The sequence below is a fragment of the Microbacterium sp. H1-D42 genome (genome assembly GCF_022637555.1).
Lineage (GTDB): Bacteria > Actinomycetota > Actinomycetes > Actinomycetales > Microbacteriaceae > Microbacterium.
Genome location: NZ_CP093342.1, coordinates 97,988 through 123,295, shown reverse-complemented (window position 1 = coordinate 123,295; position 25,308 = coordinate 97,988). Strand labels below are relative to the sequence as shown.

General features: G+C 67.9%; 26 protein-coding genes. 12 read left to right on the top strand and 14 right to left on the bottom strand.

Annotation, left to right across the window (positions count from 1 at the left end):
- Window positions 1-127: 127 nt before the first annotated feature.
- Window positions 128-3,241, bottom strand: a complete 3,114-nt coding sequence (locus MNR00_RS00610) for a glycoside hydrolase N-terminal domain-containing protein (protein WP_241927238.1) — start codon at window positions 3,239-3,241, stop codon at window positions 128-130.
- A 224-nt stretch (window positions 3,242-3,465) separates the two neighbouring features.
- Here MNR00_RS00610 and MNR00_RS00605 point away from each other — a divergent pair, with 224 nt between their 5' ends.
- Window positions 3,466-4,575, top strand: coding sequence for a PQQ-dependent sugar dehydrogenase (locus MNR00_RS00605; RefSeq protein ID WP_241927237.1), 1,110 nt, complete (start codon window positions 3,466-3,468; stop codon window positions 4,573-4,575).
- Between the two features lie 3 nt (window positions 4,576-4,578).
- On the opposite strand, the gene MNR00_RS00600 is transcribed toward MNR00_RS00605, so the two are convergent.
- Together MNR00_RS00600 and MNR00_RS00595 are read right to left on the bottom strand one after the other, a co-directional pair.
- Complete coding sequence (locus MNR00_RS00600; RefSeq protein ID WP_241927236.1) at window positions 4,579-4,971, bottom strand: hypothetical protein; 393 nt, start codon at window positions 4,969-4,971, stop codon at window positions 4,579-4,581.
- Entirely contained in the window at window positions 4,968-5,600 is a 633-nt protein-coding gene (locus MNR00_RS00595; protein WP_241927235.1) for an acyl-CoA synthetase, read from the bottom strand. Before MNR00_RS00595 ends, MNR00_RS00600 begins: the two co-directional genes overlap by 4 nt.
- 186 nt (window positions 5,601-5,786) lie before the next feature.
- Here MNR00_RS00595 and MNR00_RS00590 point away from each other — a divergent pair, with 186 nt between their 5' ends.
- Genes MNR00_RS00590 through MNR00_RS00580 form a run of 3 tightly spaced genes read left to right on the top strand, consistent with a single transcriptional unit; the run spans window position 5,787 to window position 8,043 of the window.
- Window positions 5,787-6,692: a hypothetical protein gene (locus MNR00_RS00590; RefSeq protein WP_241927234.1), complete on the top strand. Its 906-nt coding sequence runs from the start codon at window positions 5,787-5,789 to the stop codon at window positions 6,690-6,692.
- Between the two features lie 48 nt (window positions 6,693-6,740).
- On the top strand, window positions 6,741-7,085 hold the full coding sequence (locus tag MNR00_RS00585; protein ID WP_241927233.1) for a PadR family transcriptional regulator: 345 nt from the start codon (window positions 6,741-6,743) through the stop codon (window positions 7,083-7,085).
- Window positions 7,075-8,043: a DUF1700 domain-containing protein gene (locus MNR00_RS00580; RefSeq protein ID WP_241927232.1), complete on the top strand. Its 969-nt coding sequence runs from the start codon at window positions 7,075-7,077 to the stop codon at window positions 8,041-8,043. Before MNR00_RS00585 ends, MNR00_RS00580 begins: the two co-directional genes overlap by 11 nt.
- Window positions 8,044-8,176: 133 nt before the next feature.
- Here MNR00_RS00580 and MNR00_RS00575 read toward each other — a convergent pair whose 3' ends face one another.
- Window positions 8,177-9,766, bottom strand: a complete 1,590-nt coding sequence (locus tag MNR00_RS00575; protein ID WP_241927231.1) for a hypothetical protein — start codon at window positions 9,764-9,766, stop codon at window positions 8,177-8,179.
- Between the two features lie 215 nt (window positions 9,767-9,981).
- Between MNR00_RS00575 and MNR00_RS00570 the strand changes: the two genes are divergently transcribed.
- A complete protein-coding gene (locus tag MNR00_RS00570) occupies window positions 9,982-11,709 on the top strand; it encodes an AMP-binding protein (protein ID WP_241927230.1) in 1,728 nt (575 codons plus the stop codon).
- A 78-nt stretch (window positions 11,710-11,787) separates the two neighbouring features.
- Window positions 11,788-12,111, top strand: a complete 324-nt coding sequence (locus MNR00_RS00565) for a helix-turn-helix transcriptional regulator (RefSeq protein WP_241927229.1) — start codon at window positions 11,788-11,790, stop codon at window positions 12,109-12,111.
- Between the two features lie 110 nt (window positions 12,112-12,221).
- On the opposite strand, the gene MNR00_RS00560 is transcribed toward MNR00_RS00565, so the two are convergent.
- From MNR00_RS00560 to MNR00_RS00545, 4 genes are all read right to left on the bottom strand, one after another.
- Entirely contained in the window at window positions 12,222-12,809 is a 588-nt protein-coding gene (locus tag MNR00_RS00560) for an ATP-dependent Clp protease proteolytic subunit (protein ID WP_241927228.1), read from the bottom strand.
- Window positions 12,806-13,426: an ATP-dependent Clp protease proteolytic subunit gene (locus MNR00_RS00555; protein WP_241927227.1), complete on the bottom strand. Its 621-nt coding sequence runs from the start codon at window positions 13,424-13,426 to the stop codon at window positions 12,806-12,808. The genes MNR00_RS00560 and MNR00_RS00555 overlap by 4 nt, the downstream gene beginning before the upstream one ends.
- A 113-nt stretch (window positions 13,427-13,539) precedes the next feature.
- Entirely contained in the window at window positions 13,540-13,944 is a 405-nt protein-coding gene (locus MNR00_RS00550; RefSeq protein WP_241927226.1) for a hypothetical protein, read from the bottom strand.
- 158 nt (window positions 13,945-14,102) lie between these two features.
- The gene (locus MNR00_RS00545; RefSeq protein WP_241927225.1) at window positions 14,103-15,617 is read right to left on the bottom strand and encodes an MATE family efflux transporter; all 1,515 of its coding nucleotides are present in this window, start codon (window positions 15,615-15,617) and stop codon (window positions 14,103-14,105) included.
- Window positions 15,618-15,825: 208 nt separating this feature from the next.
- Here MNR00_RS00545 and MNR00_RS00540 point away from each other — a divergent pair, with 208 nt between their 5' ends.
- A complete protein-coding gene (locus tag MNR00_RS00540; RefSeq protein WP_241927224.1) occupies window positions 15,826-16,626 on the top strand; it encodes an alpha/beta fold hydrolase in 801 nt (266 codons plus the stop codon).
- A 140-nt stretch (window positions 16,627-16,766) separates the two neighbouring features.
- Here the strand turns inward: MNR00_RS00540 and MNR00_RS00535 are convergent, their stop codons facing one another.
- Window positions 16,767-16,946, bottom strand: coding sequence for a hypothetical protein (locus MNR00_RS00535; RefSeq protein WP_241927223.1), 180 nt, complete (start codon window positions 16,944-16,946; stop codon window positions 16,767-16,769).
- Window positions 16,947-16,976: 30 nt separating this feature from the next.
- Here MNR00_RS00535 and MNR00_RS00530 point away from each other — a divergent pair, with 30 nt between their 5' ends.
- The 4 genes from MNR00_RS00530 to MNR00_RS00515 all read left to right on the top strand — a co-directional run bounded on the left by MNR00_RS00530 (window position 16,977) and on the right by MNR00_RS00515 (window position 19,645).
- Window positions 16,977-17,894: a J domain-containing protein gene (locus MNR00_RS00530; protein WP_241927222.1), complete on the top strand. Its 918-nt coding sequence runs from the start codon at window positions 16,977-16,979 to the stop codon at window positions 17,892-17,894.
- A 278-nt stretch (window positions 17,895-18,172) separates the two neighbouring features.
- On the top strand, window positions 18,173-18,328 hold the full coding sequence (locus tag MNR00_RS00525) for a hypothetical protein (RefSeq protein WP_241927221.1): 156 nt from the start codon (window positions 18,173-18,175) through the stop codon (window positions 18,326-18,328).
- 66 nt (window positions 18,329-18,394) lie between these two features.
- A complete protein-coding gene (locus MNR00_RS00520; RefSeq protein ID WP_241927220.1) occupies window positions 18,395-19,381 on the top strand; it encodes an aldo/keto reductase in 987 nt (328 codons plus the stop codon).
- 36 nt (window positions 19,382-19,417) lie between these two features.
- The gene (locus tag MNR00_RS00515; protein ID WP_241927219.1) at window positions 19,418-19,645 is read left to right on the top strand and encodes an RNA-binding S4 domain-containing protein; all 228 of its coding nucleotides are present in this window, start codon (window positions 19,418-19,420) and stop codon (window positions 19,643-19,645) included.
- A gap of 45 nt (window positions 19,646-19,690) precedes the next feature.
- On the opposite strand, the gene MNR00_RS00510 is transcribed toward MNR00_RS00515, so the two are convergent.
- Both MNR00_RS00510 and MNR00_RS00505 read right to left on the bottom strand, forming a co-directional pair.
- On the bottom strand, window positions 19,691-20,392 hold the full coding sequence (locus MNR00_RS00510) for a hypothetical protein (protein WP_241927218.1): 702 nt from the start codon (window positions 20,390-20,392) through the stop codon (window positions 19,691-19,693).
- A 66-nt stretch (window positions 20,393-20,458) separates the two neighbouring features.
- Window positions 20,459-21,229 carry a phosphotransferase gene (locus MNR00_RS00505; protein WP_241927217.1) on the bottom strand — a complete coding sequence of 257 codons (771 nt, stop codon included), beginning with the start codon at window positions 21,227-21,229 and terminating at the stop codon, window positions 20,459-20,461.
- 58 nt (window positions 21,230-21,287) lie between these two features.
- Between MNR00_RS00505 and MNR00_RS00500 the strand changes: the two genes are divergently transcribed.
- Window positions 21,288-21,944 carry a histidine phosphatase family protein gene (locus tag MNR00_RS00500; protein WP_241927216.1) on the top strand — a complete coding sequence of 219 codons (657 nt, stop codon included), beginning with the start codon at window positions 21,288-21,290 and terminating at the stop codon, window positions 21,942-21,944.
- A gap of 36 nt (window positions 21,945-21,980) precedes the next feature.
- Here MNR00_RS00500 and MNR00_RS00495 read toward each other — a convergent pair whose 3' ends face one another.
- The 3 genes from MNR00_RS00495 to pucL all read right to left on the bottom strand — a co-directional run bounded on the left by MNR00_RS00495 (window position 21,981) and on the right by pucL (window position 25,306).
- Complete coding sequence (locus MNR00_RS00495; protein ID WP_241927215.1) at window positions 21,981-23,321, bottom strand: DUF1254 domain-containing protein; 1,341 nt, start codon at window positions 23,319-23,321, stop codon at window positions 21,981-21,983.
- 7 nt (window positions 23,322-23,328) lie between these two features.
- Window positions 23,329-24,270 carry a DUF1254 domain-containing protein gene (locus MNR00_RS00490; RefSeq protein WP_241927214.1) on the bottom strand — a complete coding sequence of 314 codons (942 nt, stop codon included), beginning with the start codon at window positions 24,268-24,270 and terminating at the stop codon, window positions 23,329-23,331.
- Window positions 24,271-24,373: 103 nt separating this feature from the next.
- Complete coding sequence (gene pucL / locus MNR00_RS00485; RefSeq protein ID WP_241927213.1) at window positions 24,374-25,306, bottom strand: factor-independent urate hydroxylase; 933 nt, start codon at window positions 25,304-25,306, stop codon at window positions 24,374-24,376.
- Window positions 25,307-25,308: the final 2 nt, after the last annotated feature.

Below are 25,308 nucleotides of genomic sequence, written 5' to 3'. Positions count from 1 at the left end.
CGTCCGGCGTCGGCGTCCGCGTCCGCGTCGAGAGCACGACACCTCGCCGAGTGCACGGCCTGTTCACGTGAAGAGGCCGTGCACTCGTCAGTTTCCCGTGCACTCGGCGACGCGCGGACGCGCGGCGCTACTTCGCGGGACCCAGGTCGCGCATGGGCTTGCCGGCCTTGGGGTTCGCGGGCTTCACCTTGCGGCGCTGCCCGTTGACCACCACGACGACGTTGCTCATGTTGGGTGCCCGGTCGGCGACGACGTCATACGAGACGACCTTGCCGTCGCGCCACTCGGCGCTCACCGAATAGCCGCCGCGAGCGCGCAGCCCCGTGAACGACCCGCGCACGCCCCATTCCTGCGGCACCGCGGGCAGCAGGCGGATGGCATCGTCATGACTCTGCAGCAGCATCTCGGCGATAGCCGCACTGATGCCCAGATTGCCGTCGATCTGATACACGCCCACGTAGGACCAGAGGTTCGAGAACGTGTTGAACGTCAGCAATCCCCGCAGCATGACAGCGGCGCGCTCCGCGTCGCCCAGCCGGGCGAACACAGCTGTGCGCCATGGCCATGTCCACGATCCTCGGCTGTCACCCGTGACGGTGGCTGGGGTGAACGGCTCCCCCTCCTTCTCGCCGCAGCGGGCCTTCAGTGAGACGAGAGCGGCGGCGGCGAAATCCTCATCCTCGGTCGTGATCTGGCGACCAGGATAGACGGCGAACAGGTGCGAGGTATGCCGGTGGATGTTCTTCGGATCGTCGCGGTCAGTCTGCCATTCCTGCAGTTGCCCCCACCGGCCGATCTTGTTGGGGGCGAGTCGCACCTGCATGTCGGCGACCGTCGCCTGGTACTCCTCGTCGACGTCGAGGGCACGGGCGCAGTCGAGGTAGTTCTGGAACAGGTCCCAGATGATCTGCTGGTCATACATCACCCCGTCTTCACGAGGACCATGTTCGGGGGACCAGCCATTGGGTGACACGAGGGTGCCGTCTGGCAGTTCTTTGAGGCGGTCCTCCCAGAACCAGCAGATCTCCTTGATCAGCGGGTAGGCGAGATCGCGCAGGTACTTCCTGTCCTGCGTGAACGCCCAGTGCTCGTAGAGGTGCTGCGCGTACCAGGCCGATGCGACCGTGTTCCACTCCCACGAGTTGCCACCGAAGATGCTCTGCGAGGTGCGTGCCGTCCAACCACGCACGTCGGCACCGAACGCATTGCGCGTGGCTACACGACTCGGCACCGCCACCTGCTCGATGAATGAGGTGAGAGCTTCATGGGCTTCTGGCAGATTCGTGGTCTCGGCCGCCCAGTAGTTCATCTGGATGTTGATGTTCGTGTGATAATCCGCCGCCCACGGCGGCTGATTGCTGTTGTTCCACAGCCCCTGCAGGTTGGCCGGCAGCCCGCCCGGCTTCGACGAGCTCAGCAGCAGGTACCTGCCGTATGCGTACAGCGTCTGCTCGAGCGTCGGGTCGGACTCGCCCCCTCCGTAGCGCGCTAGGCGCGTCGGCATAGGCAGGGCGAGGACGGCGTCCGGAGTCGTCCCCCAGTCGACACTGGCACGACTCATCATCTCGGCAACACTGTCGACGTGCGCTGCGCGCAGCTCGTCGTACGAGCGGGCGGACGCGGCAGTCAGCGCCTTCTCGATACCGGACGCCGGGGCCGCACCCCGCCAGCCCTTGTCCGCATCCATCAGGTAGTCGGTGCGCGCGTCGAGAAGCAGCGTGATCGCGGTGGCGCCGCTGACCAGGATGCCGGTGGCGGACGCCGAGACCTGGCCGTCGGTGTCAGCGACCTGCAGTGTGGCGGCGTAACTGAGGTCATTGGCCATGGTGCCCGCGAACGTCAGGCGACGCGCATCAGCGTCCGCCGTCGTGCTCGCGTCCTGTTTCGAGACCATTCGGATGTCAGCGGTCAGCGCACCTGGGGTGTCTGTCGTGTATCGCACCACGATCACGTCCGCGCCACGGCTCGCAAATGCCTCGCGCAGCACCGTGCCGCGCGCCGTCGCGAAGTGCGTGCTGTGGACACCATCGGCGATATCCAGAGCTCGACGATAGTCGACCACGTAGGGGTGGTCCGCCGATTTGTATCCAGTGCCGCTGAACGCAACGCCCGAAAGCTGAAACTCGGCAGAAGCCGTGAACGTGATCCGATACTGGGTGAATGCCGTGGTGTTCGTGAAGGTGAACGCTGTCGCGACTCCGGCAGTGAGCTTCTGTCCCCCGCGCTGATCGAGTTCGTTCCACGTCAGGCCGTCCGTCGAGCCGGAGATCGTCCAGTCCCGCGGCCCTGCACCGTCCGCACCGGTGAGTGTGTAACCGTTCAGCGCACGCTTTGAAGTGAGCTCCAACTGCCAGATCGCGCCGCCGCGGGCATCCGACACCTCCCACACGGTGCCGGCATCACGATCGACAGATCCCACCAGCGAGTCGCTGTGTCCACTCGGCGACGATACGTACGTGGCGTCGGAAGATCCGAGCTCGACGCCGTCGAGGGCGATCTCGGAGACCTGGAAATGACTTACGCCGACCTTGGGCGCGAACACGAATCGGTAGAAGCTGAACGCGGTGGCGTTCGAGAACGCGAACGACTTCGCCTGACGACGATTCTCGAACGGCGGGCCCGTACGGGAATCCAAGGTCGTCCACGTGGTGCCATCGCTCGAGCCCTGCACGCTCCAGTCCTGCGGGTCACGCGCGGGCACGTCCTCCGCGCTGGTCAGCGTGTACCCGCTGACCACCGTCGGCGCGGCCAATTCGACCTGCCAGACAACCTCAGCGGGTGGAGTCACGATGCACCATTTCGAGTTGGTGTCACCGTCGAAAGTCTTGTCGAACCGCTGAACTGCGGATGTCTCGTACGGCCCGCCTGGCGCAGTGACCGTGTTGCCCGCGGCGAAGGTCACGTCCACCTGACCGAAGTCACGGTACGACCCGAACCCTGTGACGCCAGTGTCATATGCGCTGTCAGGCCTGCCTGCGAGGGCGTTGTCGTAGTCGTTCAGTCCACCCCACAGACTCTGCTCATTGAACTGGATGCGGTCGGCGTCGGGGTTGCCGAACAGCATCGCCCCGAGACGTGCGTTGCCGATCGGCAGTGCCTGACGCTCCCATGAGCCCGCCGGGGTGCCGTACCACAGAGCGTGCGGCGAGAGAACCGGCCGCGGAATCGCACCGGCCGCGATCGAGCGCGACCGGGAGCTCGCGGCGGCCGCTGCCGGCCGGGCGGCAAGGATGTCAGGCATCAGTGACACGAGAGCCGCGAATCCTCCCAGCTGCAGTGCGTGCCGGCGGGAGATTGGTCGATTTAGCATGAGGTCCTCCAAAGCATCGTCGCTTGAACCAAATCGCAAATTGCAAATTTCGTATTTGATTTGCCATGATGCCTTACCGCGCTGAGCCTGTCCAGTGAAGTACTCGATCAGCCGCCACGCGTGACAACCGTCAAATCGACATCCATGCTGGATACATGCGGCGCGACAGGTGGGCAGCATCCGTCGGCATCCTGATCGGGATCCTGATCGGGATGCTGGGCCTCGCCGCGTGCACGGACGCCGCCGCACCCCCGAGCGGTGCCGACCCCGCCCCGCCGTCGACGGCGAACGCCGAGCCGGTCACGCTCGCGCAGGATCTCGATGCGCCATGGTCGGTGCTGCCGCTCCCTGGTGGCGGAGCACTCATCTCACAGCGCGACGACGGTCATGTGATCGAGCTGACCTCCGACGGCGAGCAGCGCGACATCGGCACGGTTCCCGACGTCGTCTCCGGCGGCGAGTCCGGCCTGCACGGCCTGGCGCTGCACGAGGCCGACGACGTCCGCTGGCTGTACGCGTATCACGGCGCCGAGAACGACAACCGGGTGGTGCGGATGCCCCTGACGGGCGACCCCGGTGCGCTGACCCTCGACGTCGACAAGACAGAGGTCGTGCTGGACGGCATCCCACGGGCATCCAATCACAACGGCGGCCGCATCGCCTTCGGCCCGGACGGGATGCTGTACATCGCCACCGGCGACGCCGGACGCAGTGAACAGGCACGCGATCCGGATGCCCTCGCCGGCAAGATCCTGCGCGTGACACCGGAGGGCGAGCCCGCACCGGGCAACCCGTTCGGCACCGCCGTCTACAGCCTCGGGCACCGCAACGTGCAGGGCCTGGCCTGGGACTCGCACGGCACCCTGTGGGCGAGCGAGTTCGGGCAGAACACCTGGGACGAGCTCAATCGCATCGAGGCGGGTGGCGACTACGGCTGGCCAGACCACGAGGGCATGGCCGGCGCGTCCGATGCGATCGACCCCGTCGCTGTGTGGCAGCCGAGCGAGGCGAGCCCCAGCGGCATCGCCATGATCGATGACGTCGTCTACCTGGCGTCACTGCGCGGTGAGCGCGTGTGGCTGTTCAACACCGCCGCAGACGGTGGCGAGCCGTGGGCGGTGTACACCGGCGAGTTCGGACGGCTGCGTGACGTCGCGGCGGGCCCGCACGGATCGTTCTGGGTGCTCACGAACAACACCGACGGGCGCGGCGACCCCCGTGAAGGTGATGACCGGCTGCTGCAGCTGACGCTGCCGGAGGGGTGATGCTCAGGCGGTCGCCGGCGGCTGCTCGGATGCTGCCGAGCCGTCATCCTCAGAAGAGGCGTCGTCAGCGCTCGAGACCGCGGACGTCTTGTCGTCAGGTCCGAGGAGCACCGCGCGGTCGACGCGCTTGGTGACATCGGCCGGGTCGACGGCGAGCATCAGCATCGCCAGACCAAGCAGTGTGACGATGAAGGCGCCGCCCCCGACGACCAGGCTGAGGCCGAGCGGGGTGAGCCCCTCGTAGGTGCCCTTGGCGATGGAGAGGTTGACGCGCTCGGTGAATGCACCGGTGGAGACGAGTGTCACGACCATGGCGAAGATGCCGCAGGCCAGGGCGATCCCCACGAGGTGCAGCGGACGCAGGATCTCGCGTCGCGTCGGCTTGGGGTCGGTCATGCGTATCCTCCATGGTCTGCCAGGCGGTCGCCGCCGGCATCCGATTCGATGTGCTTCTTCGCGCCCGGCGTGAAACCGGCGATGCCCAGGAACACGGCCACGAGCGCTGCGTAGCCGCCGAACATCCCCACTCCGAGGACGATGCCGGTCAGCACGAAGTCCTTGCCGTCGACCGTGTAGTGCTGCACGAGATCCACGGGGATGACGGCCATCAGCAGCGCGAGCAGAAGACCGAGCCCACCCACCGTGATCGCATCACGCGCACCCTCGGTGCCGCGGTACCGGATGCCCGCGAGCAGCTCGACCAGCCCGGTCAGCGCCGCCCAGGTGATCACGAGCACGAAGAACAGGGTGTCGGAGCGCCAGGCCGGCACGCTCGCGGCCATGCCGAGCACCAGCGTGAAGGCGCCCATCATCACCGCCGGCCAGCGTCGGCCGTTCGGGTAGACGATGATCGCGGCGAGGATGAGCACGAACGAGGTGACGATCGCGAAGCCGCCGAACACCGAGAGCCCGACCGCTGCAGAGTGGTCGGGCGAGAAGGTGATCATGATGGCGGCGACGGCGGCCATCACGGCACGGCTCAACTGCACGTGGCGCGCAGTGAAAGGACGGGAAGAGGCAGGCATGACGATCCTCGAATCGGTGACCCTTCCAGTCTACGCCGGGGGCCTATGAAGGAGATCCGGCGGCCTCCCCAGGCGATCGCCGGATCTCCTTCCGAGGGGGATCACACCGTCGATCCCTCCCCAGAAGGGATCGACAACTGTGCCAACCTATGCGAAGGACCTTCACATACCGGGAGCACCACTGTGATGAGCGACAGGATCCCCACCGAACCGACGACACCGTTCGCGGACGCGCTTCGCGAAGCCATCGACGCGCGCAGAATGACGCTGGCCCGCCTGCACCAGCGACTGACCGATCGGGGCAATGCCGTGTCGATGGCGACACTGAGCTACTGGCGCTCCGGCGCCCGCCGTCCCGAGGGGGCGCAGTCGCTTGCCGCGCTGGCCGACATCGAAGATCTGCTCGGCCTGGACAGTGGCACGCTGCTGCAGCGGCTGGGTCCCACCATGCGGACGGGTCCACTCGGCTCCTCGGTGTTCCCTTTCGACGAGGATTCACTCGAGCAGCGCGTGCACGACACGTTCGTCGCGATGGGCGCGACCTACCCTGATCCGACGCGCGAGCTCAGCATCCACTCGGTCACCGACGTGGGTGCCGACCAGCGCGTCCTGCGGCGCACGACGCGCCTGGTGGTGCAGGGCACGGCGGGGATGATCTCGGCGATCCCGTTCGTCGAGATCACCGATGAGACCCCTTCGGCGAGCCCCGTGTTCACGGCGCTCGGCGGAGGGCGCATCGCCACGACACACACCGATCCGAGCCGCACTCTGCACGGCTTCCTGTTCGAGCTCGACCGCCCGATCACCAGTCCGGAGGCGACGGTCATCGAGTGGTCGGCCGAGTACCCCGCGGACTTCCCGAAGGGCGATGGCACCGGGCACGGCATCTCACTGCAGTCGCGCGAGCTGCTGCTGTGGACGCGATTCCACCCCGATGCGATCCCGACGTGGATCGAAGAGGTGGAGGAGACGCCGTCGGGCGAGGTGGTGACACCGCGGATGCTGGATGGCGCCACCTCGCTGCATGCGATCCGCCGCGGGTTCGGCCCTGGGTCGCTGGGGCTCCAGTGGGGCTGGGAAGAGCGCGACTGATTCAATCCTTGTATTGCAATACTTGCGATGCAAGGTTACTGTTCTGGCATGACCGAAAGTGCCGAGCGCATCGCCACCAACCTCCGCAAGGGGGTGCTGGAGTTCTGCGTGCTCGGACTGCTCGCCGAGTCCGAGCGGTACGGCCTGGAACTGGCATCCGATCTGCAGACCCGCGGCCTCATCGCGGGTGAGGGCAGCCTGTACCCACTGCTGACCCGCATGCGCGAGGGCGGGCTGGTCGCGACGCGCACCGAGGCCGTCGGCGGCGGACGGCCCCGCAAGTACTACACGATCACCGACGCCGGCCACGAGCAGCTCGTCACCTTCGCCGAGGTGTGGCGCGCGCTCGGAGCGGAAGTCGACAGCATCCTCGGAGGGCGCGATGAGCACTGAAGACACCTACCTGCACTCGGTGGAGCGGATGCTGCGCAGCATCGCCCCCGAGCACCGCACCGCCGTACTCGATGACCTGCGCGCGCATTTCGCGGATGCGGAGGAAGCGGGGCGGTCCCCCGAAGAAGTCGCCCAGAGCCTCGGCACCCCGGCGGAGATCGCCGAGCGGGCAGAAGAGGAGTTCGGCACGGCCACCTCGAGTTCGGATGCCAGGGCGGAATTCGCCTGGCGGGTACTGCAGTGGGCAGCCGTGGTGCTGGCGGTTCTGACCGGTGTGGTGGCGGCGTTCATCATGCCGACGTATGTGAGGTCGAGCGAGACGGTGTCGTCCGATGGGACAGTGACGACCATGGAGACGGCGCAGACGCTCATCGCCGTGAACGGACTGTGGGTGGCGTTGATCGCGCTGGTTCCGACGCTGATCGCCGCCGTGCCGCTGGTCGTGCCTCGACGGGTGCGCATGATCGCGGCCTCTGTCGCCGGCGTGCTCCTGACGACGATGGTGCTGATCGGCGGGTTCACCCTCGGCGGGTTCTTCCTGCCCACTGCGATGCTCAGCTGGGCGGCACTGATCGCGTGGGCACGGCTGCGCGGATCGGGTTTCGGGATCGGCTGGCGGATCGCCGGCGCTGTGCTGACCGTGTTGCCGATCGCGGCGTCGATAGCACTCTTCGATTACGGGATGCCGCGGCGCTACGCCGACTATTCGGAAGGCACCGGACCCAGCTTCGGGATCAGCGCGTGGGCCTGGCCGTTCCTGCTCGCGGTGCTCGCGCTGGCCGTGCTGATGATCATCGGGTACCGCGCAGCGGGCTGGGTGCTCGCCGCCATCGGCCTGGCCGTGGTGATCGTCGGCCTCACCTCGGGTGATCTGCTTGCTCTGCTCTTCATCTGGCTGGGTGGCTTCTGGCTGACGATCGGGCTCGCCCACGCCGTGACGGCCACCCGTCGCCCCTGAGCCGCCGGGCCGCTGCAGTCGACGTTCGGCTCCTGGACGCGCAGCCGGGGAGCCAAACGCCGGGCATCCGCACCTCACAACCGACTTTCGGCTCCCCGGTACTCAACCGGGGAGCCGACTGTCACTTGCGGGATCAGGCGGCGAGAGCGAGCTGGCGGCGGTGGCTCACACGGTGACCGACCCAGAAGCCGATCGCGATGAGTCCGGCCAGCGCGATGCCGATGATCCACGGCAGCACGCCGGGGGCTGCGCCCGCGGTCGCGGTGGCGAGCTCCGAGGATCCGGCCGCGATCTTGCCGTTGCCGTCCTCCAGGGCGGTCGCGCCGCCCGAAAGCTCTCCGCCGCCGGCCGCGAGCTGTGCCGTTCCCTCGTCGACGGCGGTCGCGCCCTCGGCGAGCACGACGACGCCGGTGCTGAGATCGGATGCCCCAGTGCTGAGTGTCTTCGTGCCGACGGCGAGCTCCACTGCTCCGGTGTTCAACTCGCTCGCACCCGCGCTCAGCGACTGGGCGCCGGTGTTGAGGCTGCTCGCTCCAGCGGACAGCGACTGCAGGCCGGCGGTCAGGTCGTTCGCGCCGCCCGAGATCTTGGCGTTGCCGGCGCTCAGGTCGCGAGCACCAGTCGAGAGTTCACCGAGGCCCGCACGCAGTTCACCGGCGCCCGCATCGAGCTTGGCCGTTCCCACCGCGAGCTTGTCCGCGCCGGCGGACAGATCCGATGCACCGACGGTGAGCCCGACGGTTCCCGGCCACCCCTTTGCCTTGTCACCATTCACCAGCGTGTTCGCACCCCCGACGACCTGCTGCGCACCGGCAGAAGCACCCACCAGCCCCTTGGCCAGCGACGAGGCGGCAACGGTCGGAGCGACCATGCCGTCGACCTGCTGGTCGACACCGGCTGCGAGGGTGGCGAGTCCCTGAAGCTGCGTGTTGGCGGGGTCGGCGGCTGCCAGCCCCGCGATCGCATCGGCGAGGTTCTGCGAGTTCACTGATGCGTCCTTCGCCAACGCCATCAGCGCCTGCGCGGTCTCAGGTTCGGCCAGGGTGCGCACGTCATCGGTCACGCCTGCGGCCAGGGAGTCGTTGAGCTTGCCGGCACCGGCGAGCACCTGTCCTGAGATGTCGTGCGCAGCGCCGACCCCCGCTGACAGGGTGGCTGCGCCCGCCGCGACCTCGGCGGCACCTGCACGCGCGTCGCGCGTACCGGCGGCGAGGTCGTTGGCACCGGTGTTCGCCTTCTTCGCACCTGCGGACAGCTTCGCCGCACCCGCGTTCGCCGTGGCAGCACCGCCCGAGAGCTGGAGGGCTCCGCTGTAGGCGCTCTGCGCACCGGCATCCAACTCCGCCGCTCCCCCGGCGGCGCTGGCGGCGCCCGCGCTGAGGCTGGTCGCGCCGTCGGCGAGAGACTGCGCGCCGGATGCTGCGGATGTCGCGCCCTCGCTCAACTTGGCCGCGCCGTCAGAGGCGTCCTGCGCGCCGGCGGCAAGGTCGCCGGTGCCGTCCGCGAGCTCCGTCGCACCGCTGGCGAGCGTGCTGGCGCCGGCGGCGAGCTCGCTCGAACCGTCGTGCGCCGCGGCCCCGCCGTCGGCGAGCTGCGCGGCGCCGGCCGCGATCTGGCTCGTGGTCGCGAAGTAGAGGAAGATCATCGCCGCCAGCAGGACGCTGAGCACGATGACGGCGATGCGCATGCCGAGGCCGTGCGCGTGGGGTGTTTCACTCGTCATTGAGAACTCCAGGGGTCGGGGCATCGTTGCCTTGGGCGAGCGTAGGGGTGATGACTCCGGCGACCGTCGAGTCTTGCGCTCGAAACCAAGTCCCCACCAATCTGGGACTGAGTTTCTTGTACGGGATCGACAAAAACTTTGTTTCCCGTCCCAGTGCAGCGCCGAGCGCATCCAGGACGAAGATGGAGGAATCCGTTCACGCAGAGGAGCCTTCGATGACCCGGGACGCCACCGCCGCCACCACCGCGATCCGCCAGATGCGCGACTTCCTCTTCGCGCATGGCGACGACTACGAGGGTGCCCGCTCCGGCTTCAGCTGGCCCGAAGTCGATGAGTTCAACTTCGCCCTCGAGTGGTTCGACGTCATCGCCGGAGAGAACCCCGATCGCCCTGCTGTGCAGATCGTCTCAGCCGACCTGTCGGCCCGCACCTGGTCGTACGGTGAGCTCTCGGCGCGTTCGGACCAGGTCGCGAACTGGCTGCGCGGGCTGGGGATCCAGCGCGGCGACCACATCATCGTCATGATGGACAACACCATCGAGCTGTGGGAGGTCATGCTCGCGATCACGAAGATCGGGGCGATCTCCATCCCCACATCGACGCTGCTGTCAGCATCCGATCTCGCGTACCGCATCGAGCATGGCCGCGCGGGTGCCGTCGTGACACTGGGTGCGCTGACCGATCGCGTCCCTGGTGCCACGAGCGGCACGGACACCGCGCTGCTGCGCATCGCCGTCGGCGACGCACCCGCAGGCTGGCACGACTTCGCCACATCCGCCGACGCACCGCAGGAGTTCGTGCCTGACGGGCCGACCCCGGCATCCGACACGGCCCTGCTGTACTTCACGAGCGGCACCACCAGCCGGCCCAAGCTCGTGCAGCACACCCACGCCTCCTACCCCGTCGGCCACCTCTCGACGATGTGGTGGCTGGGCGTGCGACCAGACGATGTGCACCTGAACATCTCGTCGCCCGGCTGGGCGAAGCACGCCTGGTCGAGCTTCTACTCGCCTTTCCTCGCCGAGGCGACCGTGTTCGTGTACAACTACGACCGCTTCGACGCGAACACCCTCATGCAGGTGATGGACACGCACCACGTCTCGACGCTCTGCGCCCCGCCGACCGTGTGGCGGATGCTGATCCAGGCCGATCTGGCCAGACTCGGCGCGCCACCGCGTGAGCTCGTCGGCGCCGGAGAGCCGCTGAACCCCGAGGTGATCACCCGCGTGCGCGAGGCGTGGGGAGGCACGATCCGCGACGGCTTCGGGCAGACCGAGATGACGGCCTGCGTCGGCAACTCCCCAGGGCAGATCGTGAAGGACGGCTCGATGGGCCGGCCGCTGCCCGGCTACCCCGTCGTGCTGTTGGATCCGATCACCGGTGAGCCGGCCGAGCGCGAGGGCGAGATCGCTCTCGACCTGACGTCCCCTCCGCTGGGGCTGATGGCCGGGTACTACGAGGATCCCGAGAAGACCGCCGAGTCCAGGGCGGGCGGCTTCCACCACACCGGCGACATCGCCATGCGCGACGACGAGGGGTATCTCACGTACGTCGGCCGCGCCGATGACGTGTTCAAGGCATCCGACTACAAGATCTCGCCGTTCGAACTCGAATCGGTGCTGCTCGAGCACGATCTCGTCGTCGAGGCGGCGGTGGTGCCGAGCCCCGACCCGACCCGGCTGGCGGTGCCGAAGGCGTACGTCTGCCTGCGGGCGGATGCGGGAGGGTCGTCGGATGCTGATGCGGCGGCCGCCTTCGCGATCTTCGGCTTCGCGCGGGAGCGTCTCTCGTCGCACCTGTGGGTGCGCATCATCGAGTTCGTCCCCGAGCTGCCCAAGACCATCTCGGGCAAGATCCGCCGGGTCGAGCTGCGCGCACGGGAGGCTGAGCGCGTGGCATCCGGAGACGACGCCCGGCAGCAGCACGACCGCGACCACCGCTGAGTATGCCCATGTGGCCGCCCTCTTCTGCTCAGAGCGGAAAGGATGGATGCTGTGCACATCTCGGACATACCGTGAGGCATGGCCGAGATCGTCCCGTTCCCCCAGCCCCGCACGCCGCGTGAGCCTGAGCCGCTCTGGCGGCACCTGGTCGGATCGGAGCTGCGCCGGCGACGACATGAGCGCGGCGACACGCTCACCGAGACGGCGGATGCTGCCGGCATCTCACCGCAGTACCTCTCCGAGATCGAGCGCGGCCTGAAGGATCCCTCCAGCGAGATGATGGCCGCGGTCGCCGGGGCGCTCGATCTCAGTCTGCGCGACCTGACCAGCGCGGTGGCCGAAGGCCTGTCGCCCGCCGAGCCGGCGCGCCAGGCCCCCGGCGCCTTCGCCCTCGCGGCCTGACGCCCTCGTTGCGAGCGCGTGGAAGGAGGGTTTCCGGGGTTCGCAGGGTCTGGAAGCCCGCAAATCCTCCTTCCACCAGGCGGCGGGGCGGCGGGGCGGCGGGGCGGGGGTCACCGCGGGCCGAGCACCTGGTCGATCAGGCCGTAGTCGACGGCGGCGGCAGCGGTGAGCACCCGGTCGCGATCGGTGTCGGCGCGCAGCTCGGGGGCCGTCCGCCCGGTGTGCTGTGCGAGCACGAGCTCCATCTCGCTGCGCACCCGCACCACCTCGTCGGCGGCGAGGATCAGATCTGGCACGGCGCCGCGGGTCTGCGCGGCCGGCTGGTGCAGCACCATCCGCGCGTGCGGCAGGGCGGAGCGCATTCCAGGTGCGCCGGCCGCCAGCAGGATCGCTCCGGGCCCGATCGCCTGCCCCACGCACGTCGTGGTGACCCTCGGACGGATGTGCTGCATCGTGTCGTAGATCGCCAGGGCCGCGCTCGGATCGCCGCCGGCGCAGTTGATCGTGAACTGCACATCAGCATCCGGCGAGGACGAGTCCAGGTACAGCAGCTGCGCGATGATCGTGTTCGCGACGCCGGCGTCGATCTCGGTGCCGAGGTAGACGATGCGCTCGGCCAGCAGGTTCGAGTAGACGTCCATGATGCGGTCACCGCGCGGGTTCTGCGAGATGACGTTGGGAATCGTGTAGCCGCTCATGCCGCTGCCTCCGTGCCCAGCCCGATCCGCGACCTCTTGCGCGGATACACATCGCCGACGGATTGCACGACCTCATCGATGAACCCGTATTCGATGGCCTCCGTCACCGTGTACCAGTGATCGTGCAGCGAGTCCTCGAACACCTTCTGCGCAGGCTGCCCGGTGTCATCGGCGATGAGACCCAGCACGGTGTCCCGCATGTGCCGAAGGTCGTCGGCCTGCACCTCGATCTCGACGGCAGAGCCGCCGATCCCCGCCGAGCCCTGGTGCAGCAGGATCCGGGCGTGCGGCAGCGCCTTGCGCTTGCCCTTCGTCCCCGCCGAGAGCAGGAACTGCCCGGCGCTGCAGGCCAGGCCGAGCGCGACGGTGGAGACATCGTTGGGGACGGTGCGCATGATGTCGCGGATCGCGAGCATCGACGGCACCGACCCGCCCGGCGAGTGGATCCACAGCGCGATGTCGGTCACGGGGTCCTCGGCGGCGAGCGCCAGGAACTGAGTCATCAGCAGGGCGCCATTGTCGTCGTCGAGCACGCCATCGAGCACGAGCACACGCTCGTGATACAGCGCGCGGCGGGCATCCGGCCCGAATTGCGGTACGGCTTTCTCTTCTGTCATGGCCCCAGCGTGCGCGTCATCCGGCGCACGCGGTCGCGAATCCGCCTGCAGCAGATCCGCCCCCGGCAGAGGCGCAGGGTGCCATGGGCGCGGTCGAGCCGCGCCTTGAGATGTCAGGCGGCGACGGGCGAGCGGGCGGTCTTCACGGGCTGCGTGCGCACGGCGACCGCCTGCGACATCGCCGGCTGCACGGGAAGCGGCGCCGGAGAATCGACGACAGCGCGGGCGGCGACCGGACGCGGCAATGTCAGCATCCGAACCATCCCGCCGATGACGAGCGCGGCGGCGAGCGCCCCGCCAGACAGCAGCAGCGGCGTCCACTCACTCGCGAACGACGACATGACACTCATCAGCGCACCCACGAACCAGGCGCCGACCGCACCAGCGGTCAGGCCGGCCGCACCCGACGCGAGAGCGATCAGCAAGGCGATCGCGCAGATGATTGCGATGACGGCTCCGGCCCATGCGATCGGCACGAAAGCCGACGTCAGCGTGTTCGTCACTGGAAGTGTTGACATCGCGACCCCCCGGTCTTCAGAACACGCCCCCCGGCGTGCCTCTGACACAAGGTTACGCGCATAGATGCCGCAAGCACACCCTCCAAAAGAACGATTCGGCATCATCCCAGAGGATGACAACCAACCAGCAGCAGACACGCCGGTGAACAGCGGCTGTCTCAGTCCTTGCGACGGCGTCCAGGCCGGGGAACGCGCAGCTTCGTGAGCCGAGGACTCACGATCGGCACAGGGGCGGTGAACACGGCATCCACCATCCGCGAACCCTCGCTCGGGCCGATCACGGGGATGGGCATGGTGATCGTCTGGATCGGCGTGGTCAGCGTCGGCTCGACCGGGTCGACGCGCATCTTCGCGAACTCACGATGCGCGCTGACATACGCCGGGACCAGCAACACGATGGCGCCCAGCCAGGCCAGCGGGTTGCTCATCGCGACACCGTCGAAACCGAGCCACGCGCCGAGCGCGACGGCCGCGACCACGCGCATGACCAGTTCGATCACGCCCGTCACGGTCGGCACGAGCACCCGGCCGATCCCCTGCAGCACACCGCGCAGCACGAACAGCACGCCCAGCAGCGAGTAGCTGACCCCGTTGATGATGAGCATGCGGTGCGCCATGTCGACGACGTCGTCGGCTCCATCGCCCACGAACAGTCGCACGACGGGCTCGCCGAAGGCGATCATGATCACGCCGAGCACCACAGAGGCGATGATGGCCATCCAGATCGCCTGAATGGTGCCGCGACGGATGCGATCGGGGCGACGGGCACCGAGGTTCTGCGCGGCGTACATCGACGCGGCGAGACCCAGTGAGGCCAGGAATGCGCTCGCCAGACTGTCGACCCGCGCGGCGGCGGTGTAGGCGGCGACGGCCTCGGCGCCGAGCATGTTCAGCGCGACCTGCACGATCAGCGCGCCGATCGCGATGATCGAGGCCTGGAAGCCCATCGGCAGACCGAGGCGAAGGTGCTCGCTGATGTCTTCGCGACTGACCTTCCAGTCCTCACGGTGCACGTGCAGCACGGGCAGCTTGCGCCACATGTACAGCAGGCAGAGGAGCACCGAAATGGCCTGGGCAACGACGGTCGCCCACGCCGCGCCTGCGACGCCCCAGCCCAGCGGTCCGACCATGAGGATGACGAGGCCCACATTCAGCGCGCACGAGATCGTGAGAAAGATCAGCGGCGTCGTCGAGTCGCCGATCGAGCGGATGATCGCAGCGAGGTAGTTGAAGAACATGATCGTGCTGCCGCCGATGAAGGTGACCTGCGTGAACACGGTCGCCTCGGCGAGCAGCTCGGGTGGGGTCTGCAGCAGCACGAGGAACGGCTCTGCGATGATCGGCCCGAGCACGGTGAGGATCAGGCTGGTCGCGGCGGTGAGCAGGGTGCCGGTGGCGACCGAGCGGCGCACTCCTCTGGCATCTCCCGCGCCGAACGCCTGTGCGGTCGGGATCGCGAAGCCGCTGGCCAGACCCCACGCGAAGCCGATCACGAGAAAGATGAGGCTGCCGGTCGCGCCGACGGCGGCGAGCGAGTTCACGCCGAGCTGCCGGCCGACCACCACGGTGTCGACGAACTGGTAGAGCTGCTGCACGACGTTGCCGATGAGCAGGGGCACGGAGAAGGCGAGGATGACGCGCCACGGGCGCCCGGTGATGAGGGTGGTTGCCATGAGAGATCTCGTGAGGGGGCGAGCGGATGCCGGGGGCGGCGAGAACACGAAATGGCACCGTGAGAGGTCACGGCGCCATCCGAGGTCAAGTGTATCGAATCGATTCGGAAGATTGCTGCGGAAAGCGGATTCTTCCAGCGTTTTCAGGGGTTTCGAGCGGGCGCATTTCCACGGCCCGGTCGTCGCGCCGCGGGAGCATGATGGAAGGGTGGCTATTCCTCTCGCAGACCTGACCCGCATGCCGGACCCACAGCGCGTCGAGGTGGGTGATGACGGAGTCTCACTGGCGGCGTACTCCTGGGGCGACCTCGACGCACCCATGGTCGTGCTCGTGCACGGTTTCGCGTCGAGCACACGCGACACCTGGGTGCTCACGGGGTGGGCTCGGATGCTGGAGCGCGAGGGCTATCGCGTGCTCGGCATCGATCTGCGTGGCCACGGCGCCAGTGAGAAGCCACACGGCGTGGGCGGTTGCACGGTGCGGAACATGGCATCCGACGTCGAGTCCGTGCTCGACACCTTTCTCGTCGACGAGGCGTTCTACGTCGGCTATTCGCTGGGCGCCCGCGTCGGGTGGGAGGTCGTGCAGGACCTGGGCGATCGGATCCCGCGGGCCGTGCTCGGCGGCGTGCCGGACGGCATCCCGCTCGAGCACCTCGACGTCGAGCAGGTGCGACGCTACATCGCGGATGCGACACCGGTGACGGATGACCGCACCCGCAGTTACCTGGATCTGACCGAGCGCGTACCCGGCAACGACCTCGAGGCGCTGCTCGCCCTGGCCCTGGGGCTGCGCGACTCCCGCTCCATCGACCCGGACCCGGCGCATGCACCGCAGCAGCCCGTGCTGTTCGCCACCGGCGCGGACGATGCCGTGCTCGAGGGGTCACGGCACCTGGCATCCGCCGCCCCGCAGAGCACGTTCTTCGAGATCCCCGGCCGGCACCACTTCAACGCCCCCGGTTCGAAGCAGTTCCGCATGGCCGCGCTGGAGTTCCTCCGCAGGTGACCCGCGCGTCCGCTCGCGCCGCCCACCCCGCCCATCCCGCGAGAAACCACTTGCTGCATGACAAACCCCGCCAGGGCCGGTTTCTCATGCCGCAGATGGTTTCTCAGCGGATGCGCGGCAGGCGGGGGAACGCAGACGGGTCAGTCGCTCTGGCCGCGGAAGAACGCGTGCAGGGCGACGTACACGGCGAGCGCGACGGCTGCGACGAGCGCCAGTTTCACGATGAGCCAGAGCACCGAGAACAGCAGGCTCACCAGCCACCACGCGATGATGACCGCCGCGACGACGCCGACGATGGTCCAGATGGTGCCCTTGTTCACTGTTCCACTCTAAGCGGGACCGTCTAGCGTGTGATCGTGACCTTCGACGGCCCGATCTCGGCATCCGCATACGAGCTTCTCGGTGTGGCGGCGACGGCATCCGACGACGATCTGCGCCGCGCGTATCGACTTCGACTGCGGCAGACGCATCCCGACACCGGCGGCGACGCCGCGCTGTTCATCCGGGTGCAGCGGGCGTGGGAGCTCATCGGCACGGTCGGCGCGCGTGCCGACTACGACCGCGGACGCGCCGGGTCCGCCGCGCGGTGGGCTCCGGATGCCACGGCGCCCACCACCGGTACGCGTCCCCGCGCCCGCTCCTACGGCCAGGCCGGCGCGTGGCGGCGACGCCGCTACCGCGACCTGCTGCGCGCGCATCTCGGTCATGACGTGTCGGATGCCCAGGCGTACGACCCGGCGGTGGTGCGGTCGGCGCCGTGGGCGGTGCGGCGGATGCTGGCCGACGCCCTCGCCGAAGAGGCGACGGCGGCCGCGGTGGGCGACCTCGGCATCGGATTCACGATCTGGCATGACGTCGCGACGGGATCGGATGCCGGTGAGAAGCTCGACCATGTGGTGCTCAGCCCATCGGGGCTGTACGCGCTGATGTCCGAGGACTTCGGCGATGCGGTGCGGTTCCGTCAGGGCGAGGCGATCGGCGAGGGCGTCGGCGGCAGCACTCCGATCGCCGATCTGCTCACCCGGATGAGGTCGGTCGCCAGGGCCGCCAGAGTGCGTTTCGGCGGGGCGATCCTCATCCTGCCCGACGAGGACCTCGCCCAGGCTGCGACCTCGCTCGGCAGCATCCGAGGGGTGCCGTTCGTCGTCGTGCGCCGCTGCGCCCTGCGCACCGTGCTGCGTACCGGCGTACCGGGCGCGCGCGTGCTCGGCGGCAACGAGGCGTTCGACGTGCGCTCCCGGTTGCAGGCTGCAGTGCGGGTGCTGTAGCGCCGCCGCGACGACTCAGGCGGCCCCGGCCAGCCATTGCGTCTGCAGTCCATCCATCGTCGCGGTGAGGCGCAGCGCGGCGGTCACCGGATACCAGCTGTACATCCTCACCGATTACATCGACATCGAGGCGCCGGAGACGGTCGTCCCGCTGCTTGGTCTCATCAGCCTCGTCGGCGTCCTCATCGCGACCATCGTCGCGGGTCCGCTATCGGACAAGCTCGGGCGCCGCAAGCCGTTCGCTGCCGTCGGCGAAATCGTTCGCGAAGGACCTCGGCGTGGTGAACATCGCCGCCACCCTGCCGCAGACGCTCGCCCCCGGTGTCGCCGGCCTCATCGTGTTGACGTTCGGGTTCGCCGGACTGTTCCCGGTCGGCATCGTGCTGTCGGTCGTCGGCGCCTTCGCCGTCTGGCCGATCAAGGCGACCCGCTGAATTCTGCTCCAAGGGACGGGGTATTCTCAGGCCCATGAGCGACAAGCAGATCGATCCGGCACGCTGATGCACACGCGCACTCTCGGTCAGGGGCTGCAGGTATCTGCGATCGGGCTGGGCTGCATGGGAATGTCGCAGAGCTACGGCCCGAACCCCGGCACCCGCGACGACATGATCGCCGTGCTCCACTCAGCGGTCGATCTCGGCGTCACCTTCTTCGACACCGCCGAGGTGTACGGGCCGTACGTCAATGAAGAACTGGTGGGCGAAGCTCTCGAGCCGGTGCGCGACCAGGTGGTCATCGCGACCAAGTTCGGCTGGCGGATCGAGGATGGGGCGAGTGTCGGCCTCGACAGTCGTCCCGAGCAGATCCGACGCGTCGCGGATGCCTCACTGAAGCGGCTGCGCACGGACACGATCGACCTGTTCTACCAGCACCGGGTCGACCCCGAGGTGCCGATCGAGGATGTCGCCGGCACAGTGGCCGACCTGATCCGCGAAGGCAAGGTGCGTCACTTCGGGCTCTCCGAAGCATCCGCCGCCACGATCAGGCGCGCCCATGTGGTGCATCCGGTCACGGCTGTGCAGAGCGAGTATTCGCTGTGGACCAGGGACCCTGAGTCCGAGGTGCTGCCGACGCTCGCCGAGCTCGGGATCGGCTTCGTGCCGTTCAGCCCGCTGGGAAAGGGATTCCTGACCGGCACCGTCGACACGACCACAGCTTTCGCGAAGGGTGACGTGCGCGCCACGATCCCCCGCTTCAGCGAGCCCAACCGCACGGCGAATCAGGCGCTCGTCGACCACGTCACCGGGCTCGCGGCTGACAAAGCCGCCACACCAGGCCAGATCGCACTCGCGTGGCTGCTCGCGCAGCATCCGTGGATTGCTCCCATTCCGGGCACTCGCCGCACCTCCCGCATCCAGGAGAACATCGCCGCCACAGCGGTCGGGCTGTCTGCTGACGAGATCGCCGACCTCGACTCCCTCGCCCGACGCGTCGGCGTTCACGGCGAGCGATACAACGAGCAGCATCTGGGTCTCGTCGGGCGCTGAATGCGGCCACCCGCACAACCGGGTTAGCCTTCAGGGGTGACGAACCCTGACCCCATCGATGACATCGCCGTCGAAGGCGACGTCATCCGCCTCGGACAGTTCCTCAAGTTCGCCGGGCTCCTCGACTCCGGAGGCAACGCCAAGGAGGCCATCATCGATGGCTACGTGAGCGTCAATGGCGAGACGGAACGCCGCCGTGGTCGCCAGCTGCGCGCCGGTGACCTGGTGACCTTCGAGGGGCGCACGGTCCGCGTTCGGGCCTAGGCCTGGCGGCGTAGCGCGAGGCGCTGCGGTCGTGGCCGTGGTGAATCAACGGCATCCGGATGGCTTTCCTCGCGTTTCCACCCACGCGGGCATCGCCAACGAGAAGTGCGTCTGCAGATCCAACGTCAACTCGTGGCTCGACTCGATGCGCGACGCCTCCGCCAGATAGGCCATGGCGACCGGTCGGTTGCCGAGCGCCCACAGCATCCAGGCGACCGCGCAGAGAAGCGAAGGCCGTAGCGGCTCGGCCGCAAGTGCGGCGCTTCTGCGCAGAACCGGGATCGCCGTGCGTATCCGCTGTTCGTCAGGTGGCCGTTGCGACTCTCCATTGAACAGTCGAGCATGACGCGCCTGCGCGGAGCCCCTGCCTATCGTCTCCTCACCCACCTCTCGGCCGAATGCGATCTGCACAACCATGATCTCCGGGATATTCGGGAACTGACACATCATGATGAGCTGCGCATGGAATGCCGGTGAGATCGATTTGACCCCGTCGTCGAACAGCGATTCGATGACGGGCACAATGAGACGGAACAGCTCATCCTGAGTGAGCGGCCCCGAGCCGACTTCCAGTTCTTCCATCGCGCGCCTCGCCTCCTTGGAAGAGAGCAACACCGTGAACTCCGGAAGGTTCTCGCTCATCGAAGCGAAGTGGTTCCACACCGCGTCCCGGTCCCCTGGGGTCACATGAGGAAGATGAACGGGAAGCAGTTCAGCGGTGTCCGCTGGCGTCGATGGCGTGAGCATCCGCCCATCCTGACGAACGCAGGACGGTCACCGAAGCGCAGATCCCAGCGGCTGTGGATACGTCCTTCATTTCTGCGAATGTGCAGAACCATCCACCAGTGCAGCGCGCCAGAGACCCTGGTGCGCCCTGACGTAGTCGACCGCCGAGGTCCAGTGAGCGCCGTGACCGTCAGTGAACATCGTGGCCCAAGGCTCGCGCCCTTCGGCATCCGCTGAACGAAGCAGCTCGAGCATCGCCTCGGCGCGCTGCTCGATCGCTGCGGGGAGTGCGGCTCGAAGCGAAGCTCCGGCGTCGTAGCCGTCGACGAACGCACCGAGGTCGCGGGCAGCGCGCTCAGGTGGATTGTCGACGTTCGAAAGAGTGAAGGCCTGCGCCGCATAGGCCAGATCCCAGAGGCGAGTACTGGGGGCAGCGGCATCCCAGTCGATGAAGACCCAACGCTCCCCGATGATCAGGTTCCAGGGAGCGAGATCGTTGTGGCACACCAACTCCGCCCCCGGCGCCGGTATCGCTGTGTCCCACCTCGCGTCGGCAGCCGGGACGAAGTCCGCGCTCGCGTCATGGATCGCCCGCACCATCGAGCCCACGCGGTGCAGTTCTGCGCGTGTCAGTGGCGGTGATCCAATCGCCAACCGACCGGGGACGAACTCGATGACCTGACGCCCGCGCTCGTCCTGTCCCATCGGCTCGGGCAGGTCGACCCCGGCTTCCCGCACCGAGGCCATGTATGCGTGCACGCTCGGGGTGGCCCGGGTCCAGGCCTTGCGCACCGTGCTGCCGACCTTCACGACGGATCCGCTGGCGTTTCCGCCGGTCAGCGCTCTCTCCTGGTGCACAGGCCAACGCTAGCGGGCCGTTGCCTGCATCGGATGCCACGAGCGGTACCGTGGCCAGGTGGACACCACCGACCCGCTGCCCGATCGCCCCGCACCCGACAACCCGCAGGGCAAGCTCGTGCTGCTGCGACACGGCGAGACGGAGTGGTCGCGCACCGGGCGACACACCGGCCTCACCGACATCCCGCTCACCGCGCACGGCGAGACGCTGGCTCGAGCGGCCGGCGAGCTCGTGCAGGGATACGAGTTCGGGCTGGTGCTCAGCTCACCGCTGCAGCGGGCCCGGCGAACGGCCGAGCTCGCCGGGCTGGATGCCGACATCGAGCCGCTGCTGGTCGAGTGGGACTACGGCGGGTACGAGGGGCGCACGACGAAGGAGATCCGCGCCGAGCTCGGCTACAACTGGACGACCTTCACGCACGGTGTGATCCGCGGCGAAACGCCGGGTGAGACGGTCGAAGAGGTCGCGGCGCGCGCCTCGCGGGTGCTCACCCGGGTGCTGCCCGCGATGGAGCACGGCGACGTCGCGCTCGTCGCGCACGGGCACTGCCTGCGCATCCTCACCGCGGTGTTCCTGCGTCAGGCGCCGAGGTTCGCCGCATCGATCCTGTTCGATGCGGGTTCGGTCTCGGTGCTCGGCTTCGCGCGCGAAGAGCCCGCGATTCTGGCCTGGAATCACGGGCCTCAGCTGCCGCTGGTGCCGGGCGAGTCCTGACCACCCGTCACGGGACGACGATGCGCGGCGCCGCGGTCACGCCTCGCTGCGCGTGATCGCCGGCACGGTGAACGAGCCGTCGAGCACCGCCGGACGCGGCTCGTACATGCGCAGGATCGGGCGGAACCCGCCTTCCGGAGCGGGAAGCCAGTTCGCCCGTGCGGTCTTCTCGGTGGGCTCGGTGCTGCTGATCGTGATCACGAGCGAACCGTCGTCCTCGTAGATGAGGCCCGGGGTCCGGTCGCCGATCGAGTACCGATCGATGGGGTTGTCGACCATGTAGAAGTGCGGCAGGTTGTACATGGTCAGCGACCAGAACGCGTCGACCGGCGGCGTCGGGTTCAAGTGCAGGGTGTACGTGCGCTCTCCCGTGAGCTGTTCGTCGCGGTCGTCCACGTACGTCATGATGTACGCCGCCTCGTAGGCGTGGTTGCCCCAGAGCCCGCCGGCCGCGGAGGCGGCCCGCTCGACGATCCGCATCTTCGGGTCGGTGTTCTTGAACGCCGGGTCGTCGAGGGCGCCGACCTGGAAGAAGTCCAGGTTGTAGTCGAAGACGTGGAACGTCAGCTTCCACCCGTTGACGACGCCGCTGCTCCCACCGGAGGTGAGCACCTTCTTCAGCACTTCCGCGCCACGCTCATAGCCGACCGTGAGCGCCTCGACGACCGCGGGGTCGGCATCCGTGACGAACTGCGTGGCGCTGTTGATGCCGAGCGGGGTGAGGCTGTCCTGCAGCGGCTGGTCGCGCTCCGCGCCGGGGAACGCCTGGCTCCACAGTCGCAGCTTGTCGAAGAACACCAGCACTTCGGAATCGGATGCTGCCGGCTCGGGGATCCCGACCGGCACGGCGTCCGGGTCGAGGGGGGTCAGGGTGGTGGCGTCCTGCAGTGCGGCCACGGCGGGAAGGTCGTCCGCTCCGGCGCATGCCCATCGTCCGACGATCGAGGCGACCCGGGTGGGGAATTCGATCACGGTCGCCCCGGCCGGAGCCTCACCCGACCATCCGGGCGGGACGAGCAGGAAGTCGCCGGCGCCCGTTCCCGTGGCACGGTGGCCGACGTAGGCGAAGTTGTCAGTCCAGGCGTCGACGAACTGCAGGACGTAGTAGCGACCGGCGGTGTCGGGAACGTGCAGCAGCAGGGGGCCGACGCTGAGGTCGAGCTGCGCCATCGAGTACACGGTGTCGTTGTTGATCGAGACGAAGGTGTCTGCCGGGCCCGCCATGGTGCGGGCGTGGCTGAAGGAGTTGAACGGTGCGGCTGCGTTCGCACCGATCCCTTCGTTCACGTAGCGCTGAACCTGGTCGAGGTTGAAGACCAGGGGGAAGCCGTACAGATAGGCCTCGGTGGACAAAGCGGAAAGGTCGGCGTCAGTCATGGTTCTCTCAGCAGGCTTCGATCTCAGGGGCCGACCAGGAGTCCATCTCGTCGAGGCGGGGCCGGTACAGGCGGATCAGGAGATTCCACCCCTCGGGGGTGGGAATCGTGTTGGGCAGATCGTCGTCGAAGTCGCCGAGACGGACGGTCAGGGATCCGTCGTCGTTGTGCACGCCGAACACGTTGTTGACGTTCGTCGCGCCTGACGGGCCCGGCTCGAAGTATCCGTCGCCGTTGTACACGCTGACGGAGTAGAACGCGTCGGCCGGCACGTCACGGAACGTGATCTGGTAGCGGCCCGGAGCGACGTCCGGGAAGACGGACACGTACTGCGCCTCGTCGTCGGGAAGGCCGCCCCACCCGGATGCCGTGCTGAGCAGATGGTGGATCGGGTCGACCTGCTCTTTGCTGCCGAAGCTCTTCGCGTACCCGGGAAGCCCCTTCGCCAAGGTCAGCAGCGCTTCGCGGGTGGTCTTGTGGCTGACGGGGTCGAACACCGTCGGCGTGAAGGCGCGGGCGGAGCGCGCGTCGAGCAGCATCCCGTCCTGGATCTTGTTGACCTCTGCGAGGTCAGCAGCGTCGTTCGGGTTGAACAGCACGCGCGCGGCGAGGACGATGTAGTCCGAGCCGAGCTCCTCACTGGTGAGTTCGTACACGCCCGCCTCATGCAGAACGCGGTTGATGTAGTGGTCCTGGTTGATCAGCATCACGGACACGTAGCGATCGCCGACCTCGGGGACGGTGAACGTCGCACCCTCGGACACGTCGACGATCGCGAACGAGTAGAGCGTGTCACGGTTCTGGCGGATGACGGTCTGTTGATCCAGCGGTCCGAGGTTTCGATCGTGGTAGATCGCATTGACACCGCCGGTGAGCTTCAGCAGCCCTGACATCATCGCGTCCGTCTCCGCTCGCGCGAAGTTGTCCACGCTCACCAAAGTCTCACGCACCGCAACCCCCTCTTGTCGATGGGGCAATCCTGTCACAGACGGCACACCGGCTCGCGCACCTGCTCGTCGCGGCGGATCAGTTCGCAGAATTACGTCGCCGGCGTCAGCAGAACGACGTCGCGGCCTCCCACGCCTGCGGCACCTCGGCCTGGCCCTCACGGCTGATGGACGCCTCGATAAGACCGTAGGGCCGGTCGGCGGCGAAGAACACCTCGTTCGGGTTGTCGAGGTCGAACTGCGTCAGGTCGACGACGAAATGATGGTTGTTCGGCAGCGACATGCGGATCTCGGCGATCTCGGGATGAGCCTCGAGCACGCGTCGGCCCATGTCGAACATGGTCGTCTGCAACGCCGCTGAGTAGCGCTGCGTGAACTCCTCGAGCAGCAGCCTCTTCACGTCGTCGTACAGCGCGTTGAAGTCGAGATCGCGGGCGCCCTCGACGTAGCGCCAGCGCGCGGTGACATCGGTGGCGAGGATGCGATCGGCCGTCTCGGGCAGTGTGGTGTACCGATCCTTCGGGTAGCCGGCGAAGCCGGATTCGGTGGTCTTCAGCACGGTGAGTCCGGTCAGCCCGGCGATGACGTGACGTGCAGCACCATCGGCGACGACCAGCGCGGTCCGCGTCTCCTGCCCCTTGCGGACGAACGAGTGGTCGTGCCCTTGGCCGTCGACCGAGATGCGCTCCCACGCATAGCTCTCGGCCGACCATCGGCCGCCCTGCACCCAGTCGAAGCTCGACGTGAAGTGGTCGGAGAGTCGCAGCAGGAACTGCTCTGGTGACCCGATGCCAGCGCGTGCGAATGCGAAGACGGTGTTCTTCTGCGTGTCGGTCGGCACGACGTGGCCGTTGTCGCCGGCGAGGTGGGCCGCGGCGAAGTCGCCGCGCAGCTGTGATGAGACGCTGAGGTCCTCGATCTCGTGACGGTCGCTGTCTCGGGTGACCTTGACGACGCGGACTTCGGCCTTGCCGTACTGGTTGGGCCCGAGCACGATGCGATCGGTCGCGGTCTCGGGACGGGTCAGGGTGTCGGTCATGA